Source organism: Rapidithrix thailandica (assembly GCF_039710355.1).
Classification (GTDB): domain Bacteria; phylum Bacteroidota; class Bacteroidia; order Cytophagales; family Flammeovirgaceae; genus Rapidithrix; species Rapidithrix thailandica.
The window spans coordinates 110,616-132,923 of sequence record NZ_JBDKWZ010000014.1 but is presented as its reverse complement, the minus strand read 5'-3'; the positions used below and the strand labels follow the sequence as shown (position 1 = coordinate 132,923).

Below are 22,308 nucleotides of genomic sequence, written 5' to 3'. Positions count from 1 at the left end.
AACTGTTTACCAACCCTATACCCAAGAGTCTGATTCGTCAAAGTACAGCCCGATTAGGTTGGGTAGTTTTTCTGTTATTCCTAATTCCTCCAATTGTTTTCTATACAGGTAATCCGGTGTTACTTCCGTGACCTTTTCCAACCAAGCGCTTTTCTCCAAGGCAACTTTGCTACTATAAAAACTTTGCAATGCCTTTAATTCTTCCAAGATGCTTAGGTCATGGAGGGAAGTCCCTCTTATATCCAAAAATAATAAATGAGGAAGCTCTGTTAATGCGCTAACATCATTGACAGGGTTCTGGCTCAACTTTAAGAATTGCAACTCTTTACAGGCACTTGTAAAGCCTATGTCCCTCACATAATTCTGACTGATGTCCAAAGACTGCAAGTTGGGTAGCTTTGACAGACTATGATAATCCTTTACCGGATTTTGAGAAAGACTTAACACTTGCAACCGGGTTAACGTCTCCAAGGGCCGGAGATCTTCAACTTGGTTTTCATTGAGGTTGAGGCTTTGTAAATTAGAAAAGCTTTCTAAAAACCGGATATCCGTAATACCCGTATTTTCCAAACTCAAGAACAAAAGCTTTGACATCGGTTTGAGAGCATCCAACTCATCAATCATACAATATTCCAAACTGAGCGATTGTAATTCAGTAAGCTTCTCCAAAAAACACAAATCGTTCAGTTCCATTCCTTTGAGCTCCAGCGTTTGCAAAGCCGTAAACTGCTCTAACACCTCAAAATGATTAGTACTTTCTCCCTCAAAAGATAAATATTGAAGTTTGGTAAGGTGGGCCAAAGGCAAAATATCCATAATTTCATTAAAGCCCAAATCCAGAAAACGAAGTTGTGTAAGTCCCCTTAAGCTATGAATATCCTGAATTTGATTATTGCTGAGAGATAAGGTTTCCAGATTTGCTAAATACCCCAGACTGGTACTATCCTCTATTTCATTACAATCCAATTGCAGAGATTGCAGCCGGTTAAGCTCCTTTAAGCTATGAATATTCTGAATTTGATTATTACTTACGTCTAAGGCTTGAAGTCTCCATAAGTTTTTTAAACCGGAAATATCTTCAATATTATTCCGACTCAGATTTAAGGTTTGTAAGTTGGATAATGCTTCCAAACCACGAATGTCACTGATTTCATTATTACTGAGATCCAACGAAAGCAGGTTGGGCAGTTTTTCCAAAAAACGTAAGTCGTCAATCAAATTACTTCCAAGATCTACCGTATGCAGATTGGAAAGATTGCTTAAGAAACGGAAGTCATTCATCACTCCGTCACTTATGGATAAATATTCCAAATCAGGCATACTTTTCAATACTTGGGCATCACTGATATCATTCGGGTTAAAGTGCAAGGTTTGTAGTCTTTTCATTTCACCCAAAATGCTGAAATCAAAGACTTCATTCCCACTGATATTTAAGCTTTGCAGGTGTGAAAGATTGGCCAAATGCTCAATTTCCTTAAGGTTATTTCCTCCCAGGTCCAGGTGTGAAAGCTGCGTGAGATTTTCTATAAAATGACTATTTTCCAATTCATTATCGCTGAGATCCAAGTAACGGAGATGAGATGTTATTTCCGAAAAACGAAACTCACGAATCATATTTTCACTCAAATTCAGAGATTGTAACTTTGGGAGTTTCGTCAAAAAGCGATAGTCTTGGATGAGGTTATTTTTCAGGTATAAGGTTTGTAAAGTTTCCAGCTGCCCCAATACACTGCAATCGTTCGCTTCCCAATACCGTATTTGCTCCTCACAAAAATCATCATCGCCTCCCCAATACAATTTTTTCAAATTCTTCAAACGGACAAATTCATCGGGAAAAGCCTCCATTTTAAAGTAATTGAAGTGCCCCCTTTTAGGCTGATAAGGAGGCATCACCCCCCAATGCTTTTTTTCATCGGGGTCATTACAAAAAGATAATTCTTCTAACCATGCAAGTTCAAATACTTCCTTGGGAATTTCCGTCAGTCCGCAAGTACCTAAATCCAGTTTGCCGGTTCTATCTCTTTTTTCTTGTGCGATACGTTGTAAAGCCTGTTCAGACATTAGATCAGATTATTTGGTTGAAATTTACCGGGGTAAAGCTAGTCAAGCCCCACCGGTTTTCAAAGGCAATCCCTATATTAAAATACCTAAATAACAGTAAAAAAAATTAAGAACCATGAAAGTAATTGGGTTTCAGGCCACTATTTAAACAAAAAGTGAATGAGTGAAGGGGTAAGTGAGTGAAATAGAGAAAGGATGAAGGGGTGAAATAGAGAGTGGGTAAATAGTTGTAAACGATGGATCATTAACAGATCAAACGGCTTTCTTACCCTTCAAAGGAGGACGCATAACGGCAGAGAGGAGATGAAGTTCTTTATTCAAATTTTCAATAGCTTTTTTACCCATTGTTTTCTTTCGGTTTTGATTATAATCAAATAGATCCCCGGAATCCAGGTGGAAGTATCCAGGGCTCCCTCTACTCTACGCGTCTCTTTTTCCGACAAGAATACAGTCTGCATTACCTGTCCATTCATATTCAATACGGTCGCTTGTACGGTTTCCGGGAAGGAAGTTTGCAGGTGAATGTTTACAATATCCTTGGCGGGATTGGGGTAAATAAACGGAGTATCTTCTCCTTCAAATTCTCTTTCCTCTAATAAAGTCAAAGCCCTGAAAGCATCGACTCGACCGAAGCCGTAAAACGAGTCCCAACCGGGCCGGTCTTCGGAAAGATCGCCTAGATTGTCCTGGGCGGAGCGGCTGATAATCTGTGTCAGTTGAGCGGGCGATAAAGAAGGGTCTTCTCCCAAAAGCAATGAAGCCACTCCCGATACAATGGCAGTAGCCATGGAAGTACCTCCCCATAGATTACCAGGCATCTCTGCAGAAGAAGCATTCAGCCCGTAAATATAATTGCCGGGTGCTACCACATCAATATGCTTTCCGGTATTGCTTCCAAAAGCCGGGTTACCGTTAAAAGCAATGCTCCGTTGGTCGTCCGGATCGGTAGCTCCGACCGCAAGGGTTTGATGGTAGGCTGCAGGATAATAAGGTTCGGAACTATTGGTATTGCCCATACTGCAAACCACTAAAACGCCTTTGCTGTGGGCATAGGCAATTGCATCTTCCATGGCCTGGGAAGGCATTTTGCCCACTATCGAAAAATTAATGATGTCTGCACCATTGTCTACCGCATAGCGAATCCCTTCAATCCAATGACTGTAACGACCGGACAGCTTTGCATCCAGCACTTTTACAATCATCAATTTGCACTTCCAATTCATACCTGTATAACTAAAGTCGTTGTCCCCAGAGGCTCCCAACACCCCCGCTACCGCAGTACCATGTCCGTTGTCATCTATAGGTTGTGCATCTCCATTCACAAAATCCCAACCTTCGTAATCATCAATATACCCGTTGTCATCATTGTCCTTCTGATCTCCCGGAATTTCATTTTTGTTGATCCAGATACGGTTTTTAAACTCCCGGTGTTCCTGGTATATTCCACTGTCCATCACAGCCACTACCACGGTACTGTCTCCTCTTGTAATTTCCCATGCTTTTTCGGCTTGTACATCCGCTCCCATAAGGGCTTTTCCAAAAGTAAAAGAACCATCGTTGTGCCAATACCATTGTTGTACATAGCCCGGATCGTTGGGAGCCTGGGCTTGTATACCGGCTGCATGTCCGACGAGGTCTTGTTCTACATAAGCGAACAGTGCTGAATTTTTATAGGTTTGAAGAATCTTTTTCCCATTCATTTTCCGGTCAAATGTAAATAGCCATACCGAATCTTGTACTAAGGTGGTGATGGAGGAAGGTAAAGGTAATTGGTGCTGTTCCAAGATCCGTACAGTCATTTTCCGGCTTTTGCCAACTACGGCAAAGTTACCTTTTGGCTTCACTAAGAGACGCAAAGGTGCTGTTTGGGGAAAAGCCAAAAAAGAACTCAGTATTAAAAACAAGAACCATCCTGTCGTTTTCATAATTGTTTGATCTGATTCGGATTTGTAGTTTTAAACCTACCAGGTTTCAGAAACCTGGTAGGTTTTCCATCCTATTAGACATTGGCCCTCCATTTAAAGAAGAGGGCATCTAATTGATTTTTATCACGCTTTTGTCCTTCATTTTACACAACCCTGCACCCTTAGACCTTCCAGGTTTTGAAAACCTGGAAGGTCTCAAGCCCATTTCCCAAAATAAGGCGCCAGGGGAAAACCCCTGACGCCCGTTGAAAGGGTACCAGATGAAAGAATCTTTCGGTCATTGTTAATTTTTTTATTATAAAAGTGGCGTAGTAATGGTGATTACGGCCAAACCCAGCCCCACTTGAATACCTCTTAACAGACATTCCGGCTCCGAACGTCCAGCCAGTGTTCCCCTGTAAATACTACCCTCGTTGAGTTGATTATGCCAATAGAGATATTCCTTTCCAGGGCCTACCGCCAGCGCATAGGCATTCTCTACGCCATCTTCCCGGTTATACAGCATTTCCAAGGCTTGTTTGCCATCCAGGCTTCCTTTAAGAATACGATCCGTATGGATAGAACCTGGCAAAGGATTATCCAGAATATACAATGCATTCAATTCCTCGTTCACCGCCAAGGCATAGGGTCTTAAAAAACCACTTCCCCCTGCATATAGCAGTTCTGGCTTTGCCTGATCCCGTAATGAGACCCTCCATACTTCCGCATCGTTATACTCTACCCAGTACAAATGACCGGAACTTAATGCCAATTGAACACCCCACACACCGTTGATTTGTTCTTTTTTCGAAAACAAGGTATCCACTGGGCCACCTCCGTCTGCCGGTGCCCGAAGGATCAAATGGTCGTACGGCTGGCTCCAATAAATGGTACGGTTTTTCTGGTCCAAGACTAATTCTAACGGTCCTTTTCCTTTGTAGGAAGCCGTGTATAAGACCTCCGGGTTTCCACTTCCGTCCCAAGGGGCTCTTAAAATTTGACGAGCCGAAAAATCAGTCCAGTAAATAAACTGAGTACTCCCGTCCGCAACTATGCCCGAAGGCGATTGGAGCCCTTTTACTTCATCGTACAAAACTTCTGTTTCTACCGCCATTCCCTCTTTTATCACGGCCCTTTCAATCGTTCGGTCTTCCAGACTCGTCCAAAATATATAGGTTTTCGAATCCAAGAGCGGTTCAGGGTCTTTCCCTTCCGTACAAGCCCCCAAGAAATAAAGTGGCAACATCAGCCATAGGTAATAGTTTATTTTACAAAACTCTTTAAGCATCCTTCTCCTTACTTAAAACTCCAAGTTGATCCCAAAAGAAAAATAACTTCCGGGTTTGTACTCACTTTCCACATAGTCCTCGTAAAGGATTGTACCGGCATCGTTACGCTGTTTGATCATTTTCGGTTTTCCAGGGTTATAATCCCCGGAGAGGTCTTCATCCCGGATCAAGCGTACCGGTTGATTCAATAAGTCTTGTACCCCGATTTTCACACTTAGAAATTTGGTAATTCGTTGCATCAATACCAGATCCAAGATATGACGGGACAATTCGTATTGATCGGGATTATTCATCCCGGAAGCAATTCTCAAACGGGGACCTATCAGGTTGTACAATACGGAGATTTGGGTTTTCCATTCGGGTTTGTCGAAATACAAACCGGCATTTACTACATAAGGAGATGCTCCGATCATCGGACGCTCATCGTTACGCAAACCTACATCCAGTTGCGCTCCCCACCAGGTAGTGTCTTGAAAATTCGCCTGGCTTTTCATCAAAGCCATATTGGCAATGACCGAAAAATCTTTCAGGTTTTTTGAGATAAAATCCAGGGAACGTCTGAACTCCATTTCCACGCCATATACCGAGGCTTTTTCCGTATTACCGTACGAGATATAATTACCCACCCAGCTCGCTGCAGTCCGGTCAAACGTTTCGATAGCATTTTTAAATTTTTTGTAAAAGACACCCACCGCTACAAATTGCCCTTCTTGAGGATATAGCTCCCAGCGGAGGTCCAGATTATGGATGGTGGCTGTTTTTAAATAGGGATTTCCCTGAATATTTACTCTATCGTCAAAATCATAATACGAGAAAAACATTTGCTCCCGGTAGTCCGGACGATCGATCGTTTTACCATAGGAAGCCCGGAGCATCTGTTTGCGGTTCAATTCATAACTGACGCTAAGTGAGGGCAACCAGAATTGATTGTTTTGTGTAGGAGGCGGCAAATTCTGAATGCCATAAATAGGCTCGCCATCCAAATCGTAAAAATCCCGTTGGTTATTTTCAAAACGAACCCCACCGTGCAAGGTCAGCTTCTTATCTAACAAATGAGCTTCCAGTGCCAAGTACCCTGCATAAAACCGGTCTTCAAACTGATAAGAGGCATATTGGTCTGCTCTGAAACGGTATAATTCTGCCATCCCTTCTCCCAAAAGCACCGTATCCATCACCATCCAAGGTTGCGCATGCACCATGGTTGTCGCATTTGCCCCTGCCAAAGGTGTATAGCCCAATAAAGAATACCTGCGTTCTTTTGTTTGGTACCAGCCGCCCATCTGCAGGTTAAGTTGTGGGGTAAGGGAATAGTTCAGATCCAATGTACCGGTATAACCCGTTTCCTCTGTTTCTTCGGCATACGACCTCAGGTAAAAATCACCCGGGTTGGTAGAGAGTTGGAGAACCCAATCTGTGGTATCCCCTTGATGTGCTTTTGCTTGACTAAACTTAAACCGCTCTATATCAGGAGCCTCTTCCTTAATTTGAGAGTATCCGGCTTTCCAGTTGGCTTTCAATTTACCCAGTTTATGCGTTCCGCTCAATTGCCCTTGATAATATACTTTCTGTGCGTATGAAAGCTCAAAAAGCTTTTCGACAATATTTGCATCGGACATAGCCCCTTGCCGGTTTACTACTTGGTCTTTTCCTTGCCGGTTATACAAGTTATCAAACGAGAGTTGATGCCGGTCGTTCAACAGCAAAGTGAAGTTTTGCAAAATACCCAGCCGGACATTTTGGGTATATGTGGAGTCCGTATAGGACTGTTCTATATATTTCTCCAATTCATTATTTTCACCCGCTTTCCGGTAATTCACTCTCCACTGGTATTTCGTTCGGGAAAACCGGCCTGACTGAGTATAAAAAGCAGAAGTCAGGCTATTAAGCCGGGCATTTCCGAACCTCCAAGAGTCGTAATATTCCAGGTTAAAGCGTTTGTCAAAATTATAACGTTTTTGTTTCAGGTTAGAAAAATTGACATCTTCCAACAAAGCTCTGTTTTCTTGTGGATAATCCTCCGCTTTCGGAAAGATAAAATTATGGTCGTACAAACTACTGTTTTTCCATCGCCGGTCTTTTACTCCGGCCGCCAGCCAGTCGTTGGAACTACTTTCGCCATACGTTTGATAGTCAGCAAAGGAAGACCCCCCGCTACGAAATTGTCCGCTAACCCCTAGCCGTAAGTGCCGGGCAATATTGGTACTTTTCGTTTTGACCTGTACCACCCCACCCGCAAATCCACTGGGCAAATACGGCAAAGGACTTTTATGAACAAATACTTGATCGATCACTCCGGATGGCAGCAAATCAAAGCTAAAAGCCCTGCGATCCGACTCGGAACTGGGAGCAGGCAGGCCATTAACCAGCACCGGAGTATACCGGGGGCTTAAACCACGGATCAGAATAAAGCGGTCGATCAGACTGACTCCGGCTACCCGTTTCACTACCTGTCCGGCATCCCGGTCCAAAGAACGGGAAATTTGTTGATGAGATATGCCCGTGGCAATTCCCGGAGTTTCCTTGATTGCCTCAACCATAGTCACTTCCGTAGATTGTTTCACAGGCGCAGCAGCTACATCGATGGCGGCTTCCACGACTACTTCTTCCAATTGTTTTTCGTCAGGCATCAAGGTAATTTCCAAATTCAGCGGCTTGTTATTAACCACATTTACCTCCGTGATCTGTTTTGATTGATAGCCAATAAAAGAAACCAATAAGGTATAAGTTCCTTCCGGTACTTCCATGGAAAACTTGCCGTCTACATCAGTAGCTTTTCCGGTACCCAATGAACGGATATATACTGTGGCCCCGGTCAAAGGTTCCCCGTTTTCACCGTCCGAAACGGTTCCTTCTACCCGCCCTTTGGGCACATTCACCTTTCTTTTGATGACGATTCTATTGTTAATGACTTTATATGTAAGCCTGTGGGGTACCAGCAGAGAAGTCAAAAGCTTGTCTAATGCGGTTTCTTTAAAGTGAATGTTCCGGAATGCTATACCTTGTACATCTTCCTGTTTATAGAAAAATTTCACATGAGCCTCTTGCTCCAGTTGTTTCAACACTTCCTCCAGGGAACAAGCACTGCATTGTAAGGTCACAGGCTTGGATTCTTTCTCAATCGTTAAGGGATGATCCTTTTGTTTGTTAGGATATGCTTTGTTGATGAGCATGCAAAATAAGAGCAATGTAAATAGCCCCTTTCCACAACAAAGTAGTTTTTTTCTCATTTTATTCTGTTTTAAGTAGTTTGATTTGAAAAATCCATTGCCAATCGCACAAGAGTCTTGAGCACCTAATATTTTTCAACATAGTTGCCGGAAGGGCCCGGTTTCCCAGGTCAGAAATATTGTATAATTGTTAATTATAAAAAGAGAGATTTAACGCAGAGGTAATTTAAAGAAGGGAGCGTGTTTTTTCTGGCTCGTTATCGTTGGTCGGACCTCCGGAAACTCACCATTAAAACACTGATACACAAACTATTAATTGCTATTTTCACTATCAAACACTTATAATGAATCGCGTAATTTATCTTTTCAGGATTCGGAAAAGGCTTGTGCAATTGCTTATTTACTATCGTAATACAGTTCCTTACAGAATTGAATTATAAATTGTCCCGTTTACTTTTCCAGTTTTCTGATATGAACCGGACCACTTGGGGTACTATGTATTTCAAAAGGGTGAATTTCATTAATAATTTTCAAGGCTTGCGGGATACTTAACCCGGTAAGATCACCCGTATACCTCAAGGATTTTAACAGAGGATCTTCTATGAGAATTTTCTGTCCGTAACGCTGTTCAAACCGCCAGGCAATTTCTTCCAAGGACTGATTGTCTACATATATTTTTCCCTCTGTCCATAGCATATACTCTTTTCCATATACCGTAGAATGTTCCGGCCGTTTTCCCGTACGGATGGATATTCTCTGTGTTGGGAGCAATTTGGCTAACAATTCATTTCTACCTTCTACTTGTACCTTACCTGTTTGTACCGTTACTTCAAACAAATCCAACTCCGGCAAAGATTTCACGGAAAAAGAAGTGCCTAGTACACGGGTCTGAAAGCCTCCACTTTGTACCACAAAAGGCTTCTTTTTGTTTTTGGTAACTTTAAAAAAGCCTTCTCCATCCAAGAATACTTTCCGCTCATCCCCCAGAAAAAATTGATTGTACACCAAGGTACTTCCCGCATTCAGGGTGACCTGACTCCCATCCGGCAATATTTTTTTCACCAACTTGCCTTTCGGAGCAGCTACGGTGACATTAGTAGCTTTTACTAGACTGGAGATAATCGTGTTTTTTTGCCAAAAAAAGAGCAAAATTGAAGAAGTAATCAGTAAGAGGATACCGGCAGCCCATCGCATCAAGGCAAATGAACGCCTCTGTGGCACCCCGGCAGTTTTTGTAATCGTAGCATACATCTTCTCTTTCAAGCGATACTTAACAGGCGTATGCAAACTGCGCAAGTGTGCATCGTCCGGTTGCTCATCAAAAGCATCGTACCATTGGTCCAACTCAGCTAATTCTTCTTGTGTAATCGTTTGCCGATCGTATTTTTCAAGTAATTGTTGTATTCTATAGTTATCCATGTGCGGACGATAAAATATGCCTTATCGATTAATTAAGTATTGGTAGCTTCCAAAGGAAACAACTTATTATCATCAATCACTTGTATTGATGAGCCGGTTTTGATTCCATATTCGGTCAAGAACTATACGTGTAAGCCACTTCAATGAAAACTCATTCTGACTTTTTATTACCCTAAAAAAGAACTTCATTTACTTCTCAAAACAGCTATGGAAAAATGTCAGGGTCAAAACCCGGGCAAATATGACCGTTCTCATTATATCTTTCAGCTTGATACCTACAAAATTGCTTACCGGAATTATAAATTTAAAATTTAATAATTAGTTGCCGGAAAAGAAGGTATTCCCCAAGGGGGAGATATTTTTAAATTGTTAATTCTGCCGCAAAGAATTCATTAAAACTTTATACAGGTATTGATTTAAAAGAAGAAGTGATTTAAACTAATTATTGGATTTTAATTGTAGTTAGTTGATTTATAAGAATTTAATTGTGTTTTTGATCTTGAAAAACGCTCCCGCTTTTCGACTTTTTATGAATTGTTTTTTCTATGAAGTAGACAGAGATTAACCCCTAAAGCAACTTTTCAAGAAAGTCCAGTTTCAAAAGTTTAAATCACTTCGAAGAATAAAACCTCCGGAACTCGATTTCCGGAGGTTTTAGCACCTATTATTCAAAGAATGATTTACATTTAATAAATACCCAAATCAAAGAAATTTGCATGGGAAAGGTTTTGTCCGGAAAACAAGACTTCTATCTCCGAACCATCCAACTTGGCACGCATCACCCTTAATTCTTTTGTACCTTCTGAGAACGCATTTGTCCAAAATACATATCCGTTTTCCAGATCCAATTCCACATCTATCGGTAAAGTCAGATTACCTCCCGGCTCAATTAAAGCCGTCAAACCACCTGATCCATCCAAGCTTCCTACATACAGGTTATCTACCGCAGTAGGCCCTTCAAAAGAACTTGGAGAATCCGTAATAAATACCTTGCCGCCGGCAGGGTCTATGGCTACTCCGGATGGAGCTTTCAATCCATGGGAAGCATCAAAAAGCACCTTGGGCGCCTGACTGGCTTCTCCATAAATACTTCCCTGTACTACTGCAGGAGTAAACGTCTCCGTCCAGTATAGTTTTTCTTCCAAAATCTGTAATTTAATTCCATAAGGATATGGAGCATAGGTATCCGGATCGACTGGCAAAGCGTATAATTTTTCCAGGGTTCCGGAGCCGTCCAGGTTTCCTCCCATAATATGATGATACTCACCAAAGTCAGCATCCGTAACATAAATCCTTCCGTTATCCAGATCAATCGCAATGCCCCCGGGAAATTTCAATCCATCAGCAGCATCAAATAATACTTCCGGTTCTTCACTGCCATCCAATGGAGCGCTGAATATTTTTGTTTCCAGATAATTTGCCCAATAGATTTTACCTCCTTCTACATCCACCTCTATACCGTTATTTCCATTCAGTTCATACAATTTTGTAAGTTCCGCCCCGGTTTCATTGATTTCCCCTTTGTATACCTCCTCACTGGTGGTCCAATACACCGTACGTACATTTACCGGGGTGGGGTCTACCGTGAAGTCTAAAGTATTGGAGGCCTGTTCTTCACGAACTACCCGTACTTGTACCACACCCGGTTCCAATACGGGCACTTTTACTTTAATATCCGTATTATTGATACTGGAAACCTCCACTTCACTCTCTCCAAAATAGACTTTGACCACCGATGGATCACTCCCGAAACCGGTTCCGTTAAGTGTGATCTCAATACCTGCAATTCCATTGGGCGGGGTAATACCAGTGAGACTGGGGGCTCCTAAAGAGGTATCCAAGGTAAACTCCTGGGAAGAAACGGCTGATTGCTTGCCCACCTTTACCGTCAACGGCCCGTTTTGAGCCCCTTCCGGTACCAATACTTTTAACGCTGTAGAACTGGCTTCGAACACCGGGCTGACAACCTCTCCGGAAAACAACACCGTATTTTGGCTACCTATAGCATCAAAGCCTTTGCCCTTGATCAACACAACATCTCCCACCCGGGCCGTGAGCGGCTCGATGGACTCTATACGAAGTACCGGATCTTCATCCCCGTCTTTCTCACATGAAAACAATACAAGGCCCAATCCTACTATCAGGGCCGTCATCCAAATGGAATGTAAATTGTTAAATTTCAACATAGTCAATTGAATTAGATATGGAAAAATTTTGTCATACAAGTCCAAAATCAATACAGAAAGATCTACTTTGGAATTGTGAAAAAAGATTTTAACTTCTGACACTGTCAAGCTTCAGCTCTGTCAAAGAAATGAGCTTAACTAACATCATATTTTTAAAATTGTCTATCGCATGAAACCACTCTTCAATGGTTAAAGAAAGGGGGAGGTCTTACAACTCAAAAAAAAGAAATTGTTCACTTTTACAATTAAGGTTGCCTGTAAAACCAAAAATATCTAAGTGTTAATTAATAGATATCCAAATCAAAAAAGGTCGCACCTCCCAATTCATCACCGGCAAACAATACTTCCACATCGGAACCGTCCAATTTGCAACGCATCACTTGCCCTGTTTCACGTTCACTTGTAATCCAGAATACATATCCGTTCTCAAGGTCCAACTCCACATCAAAAGGTTTGTTAAAATTGTCTCCGGGCGCTATTACCTTTGCCAGGGAACCTGAACCATCCAAACTTCCCATATACAGATTATCCACAGCAGTTCCTCCTTCAAACAGGCTGGTTGCATCGGTAATGTAGATTTTATTATTTTCGGAATCCACTGCCAGTCCTACCGGATATTTTAAACCATGGGAAGCATCAAATAGAACCTTGGCCGCTTGGCTGGCCTCTCCATTCACACTCCCTTGCACCACGCGTGTACCCACAGCTTCTGTCCAATACAGCTTGTCATTAGCCACTTCCAGTTCAATCCCGACTACTAGAGGTCCTCCATTGCTGGGATCTGCCGGTAATGCATATAGTTTGTCCATCGTTCCGGTACCATCCATATTTCCCGCCATAATATATTGATAATCACCGCCTGTAAAATTTGCCACAAAGAGTCGCTTGTTTTCCAGATCGAGAACAATATCATAAGGAGTCTCTAAACCGTCCGCACCCTCAAACAACACTTCCGGAGTACCTGTACCATCCAGTGGAGCCCGGTAAATCTTATTTGTACTGCTCCAATAAATCATACCCGCTTCCCGGTCCAAAGCCACCCCAAAATTGCCTGGTGTCTCATATAACAATTGAATATCCGCTCCATCCTCGTTGATTACGCCACTGTAAACTCCTGCTTTGGTATAGTAAGGTGTTGCAGTCCAATACACCGTACGCACATTTACCGGGGTGGGGTCTACCGTGAAGTCCAATGTATTGGAGGCCTGTTCTTCCCGCACTACCCGCACTTGTACCACACCCGGATCCAATACGGGCACTTTTACTTTGAGTTTCGAATCATAAACAGTCGTGATTTCAGCTTCTGACTCCGCAAAATAGACTTTGACCAGGGATGCATCACTCCCAAAACCAGTACCGTTCACCGTCACTTCCGAATTAGCAATCCCATTGGCTGGGGTAATACCGGTGAGACTGGGGGCTCCTAAAGAGGTATCCAAGGTAAACTCCTGGGAAGAAACGGCTGATTGCTTGCCCACCTTTACCGTCAACGGCCCGTTTTGAGCCCCTTCCGGTACCAATACTTTTAACGCTGTAGAACTGGCTTCGAACACCGGGCTGACAACCTCTCCGGAAAACAACACCGTATTTTGGCTACCCACAGCATCAAAGCCTTTGCCCTTGATCAGCACGACTTCTCCCACCCGGGCCGTGAGCGGCTCGATGGACTCTATACGAAGTACCGGATCTTCATCCCCGTCCTTCTCACATGAAAACAATACAATGCCCAGTCCTATTACCAGAACCGTCATCCAAATGGAATGTAAATTGTTAAATTTCAACATAGTCAATTGAATTAGATATGGAGAAATCTCTCCATACAAGCCCAAGACCCGTACAAAGAGATTTTCTCCGGAATATTATTTAATTTTATTGATTCCGGGAGATTGTCAGGTGATAGGGAATAATCAATATGTTTTACAAGCGAAATACAGACCCTTACCACCTTCACCCCTGCGATTAATTACAATAGTTATTGTCAGCAGGGTACCAATCCACCCAAGTACTGCTTATGTTCCAGCCGGCATTGGCAGGATCACCAGCAGAACCGAAAGCACCACGGAAATCTACAGAAGTGTTGAAGAAACCGGAAGTCAATAAGCTACTGGTAAAATCAGAGCCTTTTTCTACATTCGGTACAAAGTCCGGAACTGGATCAGAACCGCTATTTACAATGTTCCAGGCGGCCTTTTTCAAACCAGATTGTCCATGTAAAGTCGCACCAATAGGAGCAACTGAAGAAGCACTCAATACTTCGTTATTCAAACCTGCTGTAGTAAACCCACTTACATTAGTACCTTGAGCGGTGAACCCGGCATAAGTAGGATATACCAATGTAACTCCTTCGGCAAAAACGACACTGCCAAAATCACCTGGGGTTTCCAGTTCCAATTGGTAAGCAGGATAACCTACTATGATGGAGTTGAAGATATCCAACTCAGAAGCATCACGGATCAGCGCACCGGTGTTATAGTTAGATGCAATAGAGCTTCCGGCAGGATCAATCGGACCGATCACAGTGAAGTTACTGAAAGTACCATCGGTAAAGTTGGTAGAAGCATCATCACTATCACCGTTTGATTCGAATCCGTTTACAGGAGCAACAGTAATGTTATCAGCAGGCGCTGCTACAGAAATACCAAACTGAATACGGCCTTTATACCCTTGGTCGGTATCGAAGTTATCATCACGGTTACGGTAAGCGATCAAGTAAGTAGCATCTACCGTACCTCCGAAAAATTCAAAAGCATCGTCATTTCCATAAGACACCATTACGTGGTCAAGAGTTGTTCCGTTTCCAACACTTCCCAAAGTCAATCCGTTGGTTTCGTTTCCTGACACCTCATCGATAGAGTTACCGGCGTACTCAATTCTTACATACTGCAAAGTACCACTGTTATCCGCATCGTCAAAAGACTCTCCTTTGCTGAAATCCGCTCCGTAAAATCCTTCGGTAGTACCGGGAACAGGTAATCCTTCGATCTCTCCCAAACCACCGGGAAGGTTGTTAGAAGCACGACCCAAAATGATCACACCTCCCCAAGCTCCTACTTCTTTGTTTTCACCGGAGAAAACAACGGGGCTGGAAGGAGTACCTACCGCGTTGATTTTTGCGCCTCTTTCAACAATCAAAGTACCGGGGTTTACCGGAGCGTTTACACCATCGTCTTCTCTACCTAAGATATGTGTACCGGCATTGATGGTCAAGGTGGCACCGTTGGTTACCCGTACAAAACCGTTCAGGATGTAACAAGTATCGCTGGTTAACGTACGGTTTGAAGAGATATAGGAGTTTCCGTTGGCATCAGGACTGGCACCCAATACAACGACCGGCTTGGCGGCACCCACACCTTCCAATTCACCGGAAGCATCCATAAAAGGGGTTTCATTCTGACAAGAAACCACTGCAAAAAAGGAGGAAATTGCGACTCCTAATCCTAAGAAAGAGCGTAATAGTTTGAAATTTTTCATAATTTCTGTATTTTGAAGCTTTAGTAAATGAGTTTATGCAACGCCTGTGTTTCTAGCCAATTTAACACGGGCGTTTCCCTTTTACAGGCCGGGCATACCTTTCAACTCCTTGCCTGGCAAGGGTTTGAACAATGGTTGTTGTCTGGTCTTCTGCTTGTTGTCTATTATAGGTTTTTTAGGTTTTACGTTAAAGCACCTCCGACTACCCTTTGGAAATGCCCTCCATACAAGTGAAAGGCACTTTCAAAAAGTTTTTAATCAGCACTTGAACTTATCTATAAAGTTCACCCCTATAGTTGCCAAAACGGCACCCATCTCCCAGGTCAGAAATATTGTTTAATTGTTAAGTATCTTCCGGCAGATTTAACAGTATGGTAATTAGCAGGATTTTAAATAATAAGCAGGGGCCATTCACCGAATTACCTCTAAGAGCATGTCCAAAGAAGCTAAGCGGTTTTTGGGAATGGGAAGAAAAAAGAGAAAGGCTATTGTATAAATCGTATCAAAAGCGATACAGTGATGGCTACTACCATATCTCCACAGTAATTTCTCAAAAAATCCGTGGCGTACTTTACATGATATTCTACTGTCTTTTCCGAAATTTCAAGTTTTTGGGCTATTTCCTTATTGGTGAGATAGCACTTCCGCTTGAGTTCGAAAACTTTTTTAGACTTTTTGGGAAGATGCCGGAGCAAGTGTTCTACTTTGTTTAAATAATCCGTATAGATGATCCGGCTTTCAAAGGATTCGTCTGCTTCTTTGATCATATGGGACTGGGATTGCATACGGGCTTCCTGGCGGTATTGGGTACGGAAATGCAATAAGATTTTCTTTTTTAATGCTCCGTATAAATAATTACCTACCGACTTTTCAATATTGATCGTATTCCTTTTCTCCCAAAATTCCACAAAAATATTCTGTACAATATCTTCTGCGGTTTCTTGGGTATTCAGCCGTTTGTATGCCTTACGGTAAAGTTCCTCCCAATATTGGTCGTAAATTGCTTTGAAAGCCTTGGCGTCATGGTTATTTTGAAAGTCCGGGAAATCCATATTCAGTTTAAAGCGATTGTTGAACAGATGAGGAAATTGATAAAACAGCATACCTTCAAATGTGTATACCTTCTCAATTCAGGATTCTAAAATAGTTGAAAACCAATCGGATTAAGCCGGGATTTATATTATCTTTTTATTAAGAAATGAAAGGGATTTATTGGGTGGTGGTAAATTCCCCGGTCTTTTTACACAAAGGATATAAAACACCAAAAAGTACTTACCAACAAATGATTGAATAAGTACTTTTTTAAACTTGTCAGATGATGAATTGAGTTATTTTGCTGAAGCTTTGTCTAAGATCAAACCTATTTCCAAAGCCATCGGTATGGGATTATCCGGCATGACATGTTCGATGGAATAGGAATAAGCGCCCTTTTCCGGATACGTTTTCTCTGCCTCAATCAGATGCTCACTGTCCCAAATACCGAATTCCCCTTCCCCGGCATAATTGCCATATTCATCCCGAATTTTCAAGGCATATTCTTTAACCGACTGGGTTCCCTTGGGATCTGTTTCCGTCACCTTTACTTTCAATTCTTCATAGGGATATCCTTTTGCATGCCGGAAAGCCAAGCTTAGACGATAACTTTGTGTAATATCTTCTACGGCCACGTCAAATTTCCGTACATCTTCTTGTTTCCATTGGGCTTCCGGAGAAAGCTCCTTATGTTCCACATAAATCCTGCCTTCAGGTTGGCAGCCCCATAGACAAAAAGTAATCGCAACAATGCTAAAAATACATTTCATAGTTTCTTCAAGATTTTATTCAGTTTCCGACAAGATACTCTACTTTCATGTATAACTCAAATTATAAAAGCATTGCCTTTCTACTATTATGGTTCTTTATACATGCCACTTAGAGGATAATCCAAGGTAAAATCAATTGTTTGCCAGTAATAAAAAGAGCCTCCGGAGCATTGCTCCGGGGCATCAGTTTCCAAACAGCGTTACGTTAATATTCTAGATTCTACTTAGATTGAATTGGCCTGCAAATCTTCTTTGGTCACCGGTATTTTTCGGATTCTTTTTCCCGTAGCATCAAACAAGGCGTTTAACACGGCCGGAGCCAATGGCGGTGTACCCGGTTCGCCCAAGCCGGAAGGAGGTTCATCACTTTCGATAAAGTATATCTCAATCTCCGGAATTTCATCCATTTTCAACAAACGGTTGTTGTGGAAGTTCCTTTGTTTCACCACGCCTTTTTCCACCTCAACGCCTCCGTATTTCAAGGCCGAAAGCGCCCAGATGATACTCCCCTCGATTTGTCCCTTGCCAAAGTGCGGGTTGATCAAAGTACCGCAATGGACCACACTGCTCACTTTATCTACTTTAAATCCAAAGTCGTTGTCTGCCAGAGATACCTGGGCAATATGTGCACAAACGGTTCCGCCAAAGTTCTCAATGGCAATCCCTTTCCCGCTTCCCGAAGGCAAGATGCTATTATTCCAAAGTCCCTTTTCTTTGATGGTATTCAAAACGGCCACATGCCTTTCTCTCAGCAACTTTCTGTAATTATAAACCCGCTCGGCATCATCGGTATTTCCTTCTTTCCGGATTTCCTCTTGTAACAATTCCAAACGGAATTCTACGGGGTCTTTGCCCAGTTTTCTGGTGAGTTCATCCATAAATGATTCTTTGCCTAAAGAGCTGGAATGCTCGGAAACACTTCTCCAGGCACCGGGGTGAATGATGCTCTCCAATTGCTTCCATTCGGTTTTCACATTCGGAAAATCATAAGGGATATCCGCGATATTAAGGCCGGATGCATAAACTTCCGTTCTGCAAAGGCTCGTTTCCCAACCTACCACTTTTTTCTCCGGACTGATTACCGCCCGGTGAATGCTTTTCTGGTAGGGATGGAAATAATCATGAGCGACTTCGTCTTCTCTCGACCAGGTTACTTTTACAGGTTTCTTTATTTGCATGGAAATATAGGCAGCTTCCATGGAAGAATCGCAATAATACCGTCTGCCAAATGCCCCACCCGAATTTAATACATGCGTGGTAATTTTATCTTCCGGCAGGCCTGTCACCTTGGCTACTTCCTTGGTAACCCGTTCTCCCGATTGTGTGCCCACCCACACTTCGCACGTATCTCCTTTGAAATGCACCGTAGCATTGATCGGCTCCATCAAAGCATGCGCCTGATAAGGGTTATCGTATTCTGCTTCAAATACTTCGTACCCCTCCTCCTTCTTCAATTTATCCGTGTCTCCTCTGCGATACCCCGGGTCCATCGTTCCGTTGAGGACTGCAGACATCTCCTTTTTTAAGGATTCGATATTGGCCGTAGCAAATTTTCCCGGATCCCACTCTATTTTTAAGGCTTTCCGGGCTTTGAAAGCGGCCCAGGTAGATGTCGCTACCACCACTACTCCTTCCTGTACATGATTATCAGGGCTAACGGGCTCAAAAGAAGGCATAGGGAAAACATCGATCACTCCGGTCACTTTCAAAGCTTCCGTAGCGTCAAAGTTTTTCAGTTTTCCTTTATACACCGGACATTTTTCAATAGACGCATAGACCATTCCCGGCACATCGGTATTGATACCATAGTTGGCCTTACCAATGGCCATATCTTCGGTGAGCAGATTTTTGACCGGCTTTCCGATATACACGAATTCTTCCGGCTTTTTCAGCGTCACCGATTCCGGAACCGGAAGCTGAGCAGCCGCTTCCGCAAGCTGTCCGAATTCCAATTTTTCCCCGTTTTCCGTGTTGACGATAAAGTTGTTTTCGGCTTTTAAAATAGCCGTACTTACCTCCCAACGCTTGGCCGCAGCCTGTTTTAACATTTCGCGGGCAGTAGCTCCGGCCTTCCTCAATACATCCCACATTCCGGAAATAGTACTGCTTCCACCGGTAACCCCCATCGTTCTCCAATTAAATTTCCGGTCGTAATCCGATCGTATGATAGAAAGTTTATTCCAATCCGCTCCCAGTTCATCGGCCAGTATCATGGGCAATCCCGTACCTGATCCCTGACCCATTTCGTGCTTGGTGAGCAGAAATGTGATTTTTCCGTCAGGGGCAATCGACAGGAAAGCATTCAACGCAGCTGAACCCGGTGAGGTATTATCGAGCAAATGGGTACTTCCCGGCAGGGTGATGGACATCATTAAGCCACCGCCTGCCAAAGCCGAAACCTTTATAAAGTTTCTTCTTGATGTTTTTGTCATGATTGTTGGTGTTTTGAGGCTTCGTGAATTGCTTCTCTGATTCGGGTGTAAGTACCGCAGCGGCAAAGGTTGCCCTTCATGGCCCGGCTGATTTCTTCATCCGAGGGATTGGGTTTCCGTTGCAAGAGGGCCGCGGCCGTCATGATCTGTCCCGACTGACAATAGCCACACTGAGGCACATCTATCTTTTTCCAAGCCACCTGAACGGGATGGCTCCCGTCTTCCGACAGACCTTCAATGGTCACGATTTCTTTATTTTCCAGTTTCTCAATCGGCACACAACAAGAGCGGATGGGCAAACCGTCTACATGTACCGTACAGACTCCGCATTGGGCAATACCGCAGCCATATTTGGTGCCGTATAGTTTCAGATTGTCTCTCAGCACCCAAAGTAAAGGAGTGTCCGGATCGACCTCTACCGTATGTTGCTTGCCATTTACTTTTAATTGATAAGAAGCCATGTTCATTCGATTTAAAGGATGTCTTGAATCTGTTTTTCAGTGAGGAATGGGGCTTTATTCCCCCAAGTGTTTTGGATGTAATTGACCACTTCCACAATTTCTTGATTCGTCAGGTCAATCGGTTTCATGCCTGCTTCAAAACCGGAGCCCTGTTTAATCAGGGTAACGGACCGGGCCGTGTGTGCCTCCAGAATTTCAGGTTTAATCAACGTAGGATAAGCTCCGCCCATACCATCGCCTTTATCCCCATGACAACTGACACAGTGGGTCAGGTACACTTCGCGCCCTCTGTCAAGTTCTGCCTTTTGTTCGGAAGTAAGTGACTCACAGGAAAAGAGAAAAAAATACATGAAAGAAGCCCAAAGAATGCTTTTCTGAATCATAAGCTCAATACTTGGTTAAATGGGAAAGGAAATCGATTTTAAAGTAAAGAAATCAGTAAAAAAAGTCAATACGGCTTGGGGTGAATTTATCAATTCTCCGTATAAGTGGTATTTATCTTGTTTTAAATCATTTTTTTGTTTTTAAAGTTTGCCACCCTTTTGGTATTCATAGTTGAGGCTCATTCTTTTTCTGTTACTATCGATAGCGTAAAATCTGTACTGGAATTATTAGTAAATACCAGTGTACTTTTGCCCTTTCATCTATCCGGTAAAAGATAAATCCTACTATGGAATACTCATTAAAAAAAGACTTGGACTGTTTAGAACAATTGCTTCAATCTGCCTTAAGCGAAGGCCTCTTGTATTTGGGTCAACTCCATGAACTTCCTACTTCGGTCAGTGTAAACGAAACTATACAGCCGAACCTGAATGCTTTGGGAAAAGGAGGAGCGGCAACGCTGGAAGAGTTCAAAACCCGGTATCGCCAATTGATGGTGGCTTCGACAGGGCCCAGATATTGGGGTTTCGTCACGGGCGGCACCACTCCGGCTGCCCTGATGGGTGATATGTTAGCCTCTGTATACGATCAAAATACACAAACCAGCAGCGGCCAGGGCGATGTCTCTGCTTTGGTCGAACTGGAAACCGTTCAATTATTACTGGACTTCTTCGGCTTGCCTGAAAATTACCTGGGGGGCTTTGTCACCGGAGCCACCATGTCCAACTTTACTTGCTTGGGGGTAGCCCGGCAATGGCTGGGCAAACAATCGGGCTTTGATATCGCCAAAGAGGGAGTATCCGGCCATCTCCCCGTGTTATCGGCTACTCCCCACTCATCGTCTATCAAGGCCCTGTCTATGCTCGGCTTGGGCAGTCAAAATATCCGCTTGGTCCCCGTTATGGAGCCTACCCGGGAGGCCATCGATCTGCAAGCGCTGGAAAAAACCATTGAGTCGCTTCACGGACAACCCTTTATTTTGATTTCCAGTGGAGGAACGGTTAACACCGTGGATTTTGATGATTTTTCGGGCATTGCCCAACTCAAACGAAAATACAATTTCTGGTGGCATATCGATGCGGCTTTTGGTGGATTCGCAGCCGTATCACCCGAGCATGCCCACTTGCTCAATGGTTGGGAAGAAGCTGACAGTATTACCATTGACGGTCACAAATGGCTGAACGTACCCTATGAAAGTGCTTTCTTCTTTGTACGGGACGAACATAAATACCTGCAGGTGGAAACGTTCCAAAATTCCAATGCCCCTTACCTGGGTGACCCTTTGGAAAACTTCAACTACCTGAACCTCTTACCCGAAAACTCCCGAAGATTCAGGGCCTTGCCAGCCTGGTTTACCCTAAAAGCTTACGGAAAAGAAGGGTACCGGGAAATCATCGAACGGAATATCCAAGCTGCACAAATGCTAGGAGAGTTTATTCAAAACTCGGATGCCTTTGAACTGTTGGCTCCTGTCCGGTTGAACACGGTATGTTTTTCCTTAAAAGAGGAAACCAAGGTACAGCCTTTTCTGAATACTCTGAACAATCGTGGTAAAGTCTTTATGACACCGACTGTCTTTCACCAACGAAAAGGCATCCGGGCCGCCTTGGTCAACTGGCGCACTACGGAAGAAGATGTAAACCTGGTGATTGAAGAAATGCAACTGGTTATCCGGCAAATCTCAGAGAATTGAGTATGGGACGGATAAGGCAGGCATCCATTTTTAAATAGATGG

The 22,308-nt window shown here is 43.2% G+C and carries 14 protein-coding genes; 1 reads left to right on the top strand and 13 read right to left on the bottom strand.

Annotated elements, in window-relative coordinates; translation table 11 throughout:
- Window positions 1-15: 15 nt before the first annotated feature.
- The 13 genes from AAG747_RS21540 to AAG747_RS21480 form a co-directional block, all read right to left on the bottom strand.
- Window positions 16-2,061, bottom strand: coding sequence for a leucine-rich repeat domain-containing protein (locus AAG747_RS21540; RefSeq protein WP_346823302.1), 2,046 nt, complete (start codon window positions 2,059-2,061; stop codon window positions 16-18).
- A 317-nt stretch (window positions 2,062-2,378) separates the two neighbouring features.
- The gene (locus AAG747_RS21535) at window positions 2,379-3,986 is read right to left on the bottom strand and encodes a S8 family serine peptidase (protein WP_346823301.1); all 1,608 of its coding nucleotides are present in this window, start codon (window positions 3,984-3,986) and stop codon (window positions 2,379-2,381) included.
- A gap of 295 nt (window positions 3,987-4,281) precedes the next feature.
- The gene (locus AAG747_RS21530; protein WP_346823300.1) at window positions 4,282-5,253 is read right to left on the bottom strand and encodes a hypothetical protein; all 972 of its coding nucleotides are present in this window, start codon (window positions 5,251-5,253) and stop codon (window positions 4,282-4,284) included.
- 12 nt (window positions 5,254-5,265) lie between these two features.
- On the bottom strand, window positions 5,266-8,481 hold the full coding sequence (locus tag AAG747_RS21525; protein ID WP_346823299.1) for a TonB-dependent receptor: 3,216 nt from the start codon (window positions 8,479-8,481) through the stop codon (window positions 5,266-5,268).
- Window positions 8,482-8,871: 390 nt separating this feature from the next.
- On the bottom strand, window positions 8,872-9,840 hold the full coding sequence (locus AAG747_RS21520; protein ID WP_346823298.1) for a FecR family protein: 969 nt from the start codon (window positions 9,838-9,840) through the stop codon (window positions 8,872-8,874).
- Between the two features lie 686 nt (window positions 9,841-10,526).
- Complete coding sequence (locus AAG747_RS21515) at window positions 10,527-12,026, bottom strand: IPT/TIG domain-containing protein (RefSeq protein WP_346823297.1); 1,500 nt, start codon at window positions 12,024-12,026, stop codon at window positions 10,527-10,529.
- A gap of 284 nt (window positions 12,027-12,310) precedes the next feature.
- A complete protein-coding gene (locus AAG747_RS21510; protein WP_346823296.1) occupies window positions 12,311-13,810 on the bottom strand; it encodes an IPT/TIG domain-containing protein in 1,500 nt (499 codons plus the stop codon).
- Window positions 13,811-13,985: 175 nt separating this feature from the next.
- A complete protein-coding gene (locus AAG747_RS21505; protein ID WP_346823295.1) occupies window positions 13,986-15,497 on the bottom strand; it encodes a hypothetical protein in 1,512 nt (503 codons plus the stop codon).
- 485 nt (window positions 15,498-15,982) lie between these two features.
- Window positions 15,983-16,600, bottom strand: coding sequence for an RNA polymerase sigma-70 factor (locus AAG747_RS21500; RefSeq protein ID WP_346823294.1), 618 nt, complete (start codon window positions 16,598-16,600; stop codon window positions 15,983-15,985).
- 225 nt (window positions 16,601-16,825) lie between these two features.
- Entirely contained in the window at window positions 16,826-17,299 is a 474-nt protein-coding gene (locus tag AAG747_RS21495; protein WP_346823293.1) for a gliding motility lipoprotein GldH, read from the bottom strand.
- A 224-nt stretch (window positions 17,300-17,523) separates the two neighbouring features.
- Window positions 17,524-19,731, bottom strand: a complete 2,208-nt coding sequence (locus tag AAG747_RS21490) for a xanthine dehydrogenase family protein molybdopterin-binding subunit (RefSeq protein WP_346823292.1) — start codon at window positions 19,729-19,731, stop codon at window positions 17,524-17,526.
- On the bottom strand, window positions 19,728-20,192 hold the full coding sequence (locus AAG747_RS21485) for a (2Fe-2S)-binding protein (protein WP_346823291.1): 465 nt from the start codon (window positions 20,190-20,192) through the stop codon (window positions 19,728-19,730). Before AAG747_RS21485 ends, AAG747_RS21490 begins: the two co-directional genes overlap by 4 nt.
- 11 nt (window positions 20,193-20,203) lie before the next feature.
- Window positions 20,204-20,575: a c-type cytochrome gene (locus tag AAG747_RS21480; protein WP_346823290.1), complete on the bottom strand. Its 372-nt coding sequence runs from the start codon at window positions 20,573-20,575 to the stop codon at window positions 20,204-20,206.
- A gap of 287 nt (window positions 20,576-20,862) precedes the next feature.
- Between AAG747_RS21480 and AAG747_RS21475 the strand changes: the two genes are divergently transcribed.
- On the top strand, window positions 20,863-22,266 hold the full coding sequence (locus AAG747_RS21475) for a pyridoxal phosphate-dependent decarboxylase family protein (RefSeq protein WP_346823289.1): 1,404 nt from the start codon (window positions 20,863-20,865) through the stop codon (window positions 22,264-22,266).
- Window positions 22,267-22,308: the final 42 nt, after the last annotated feature.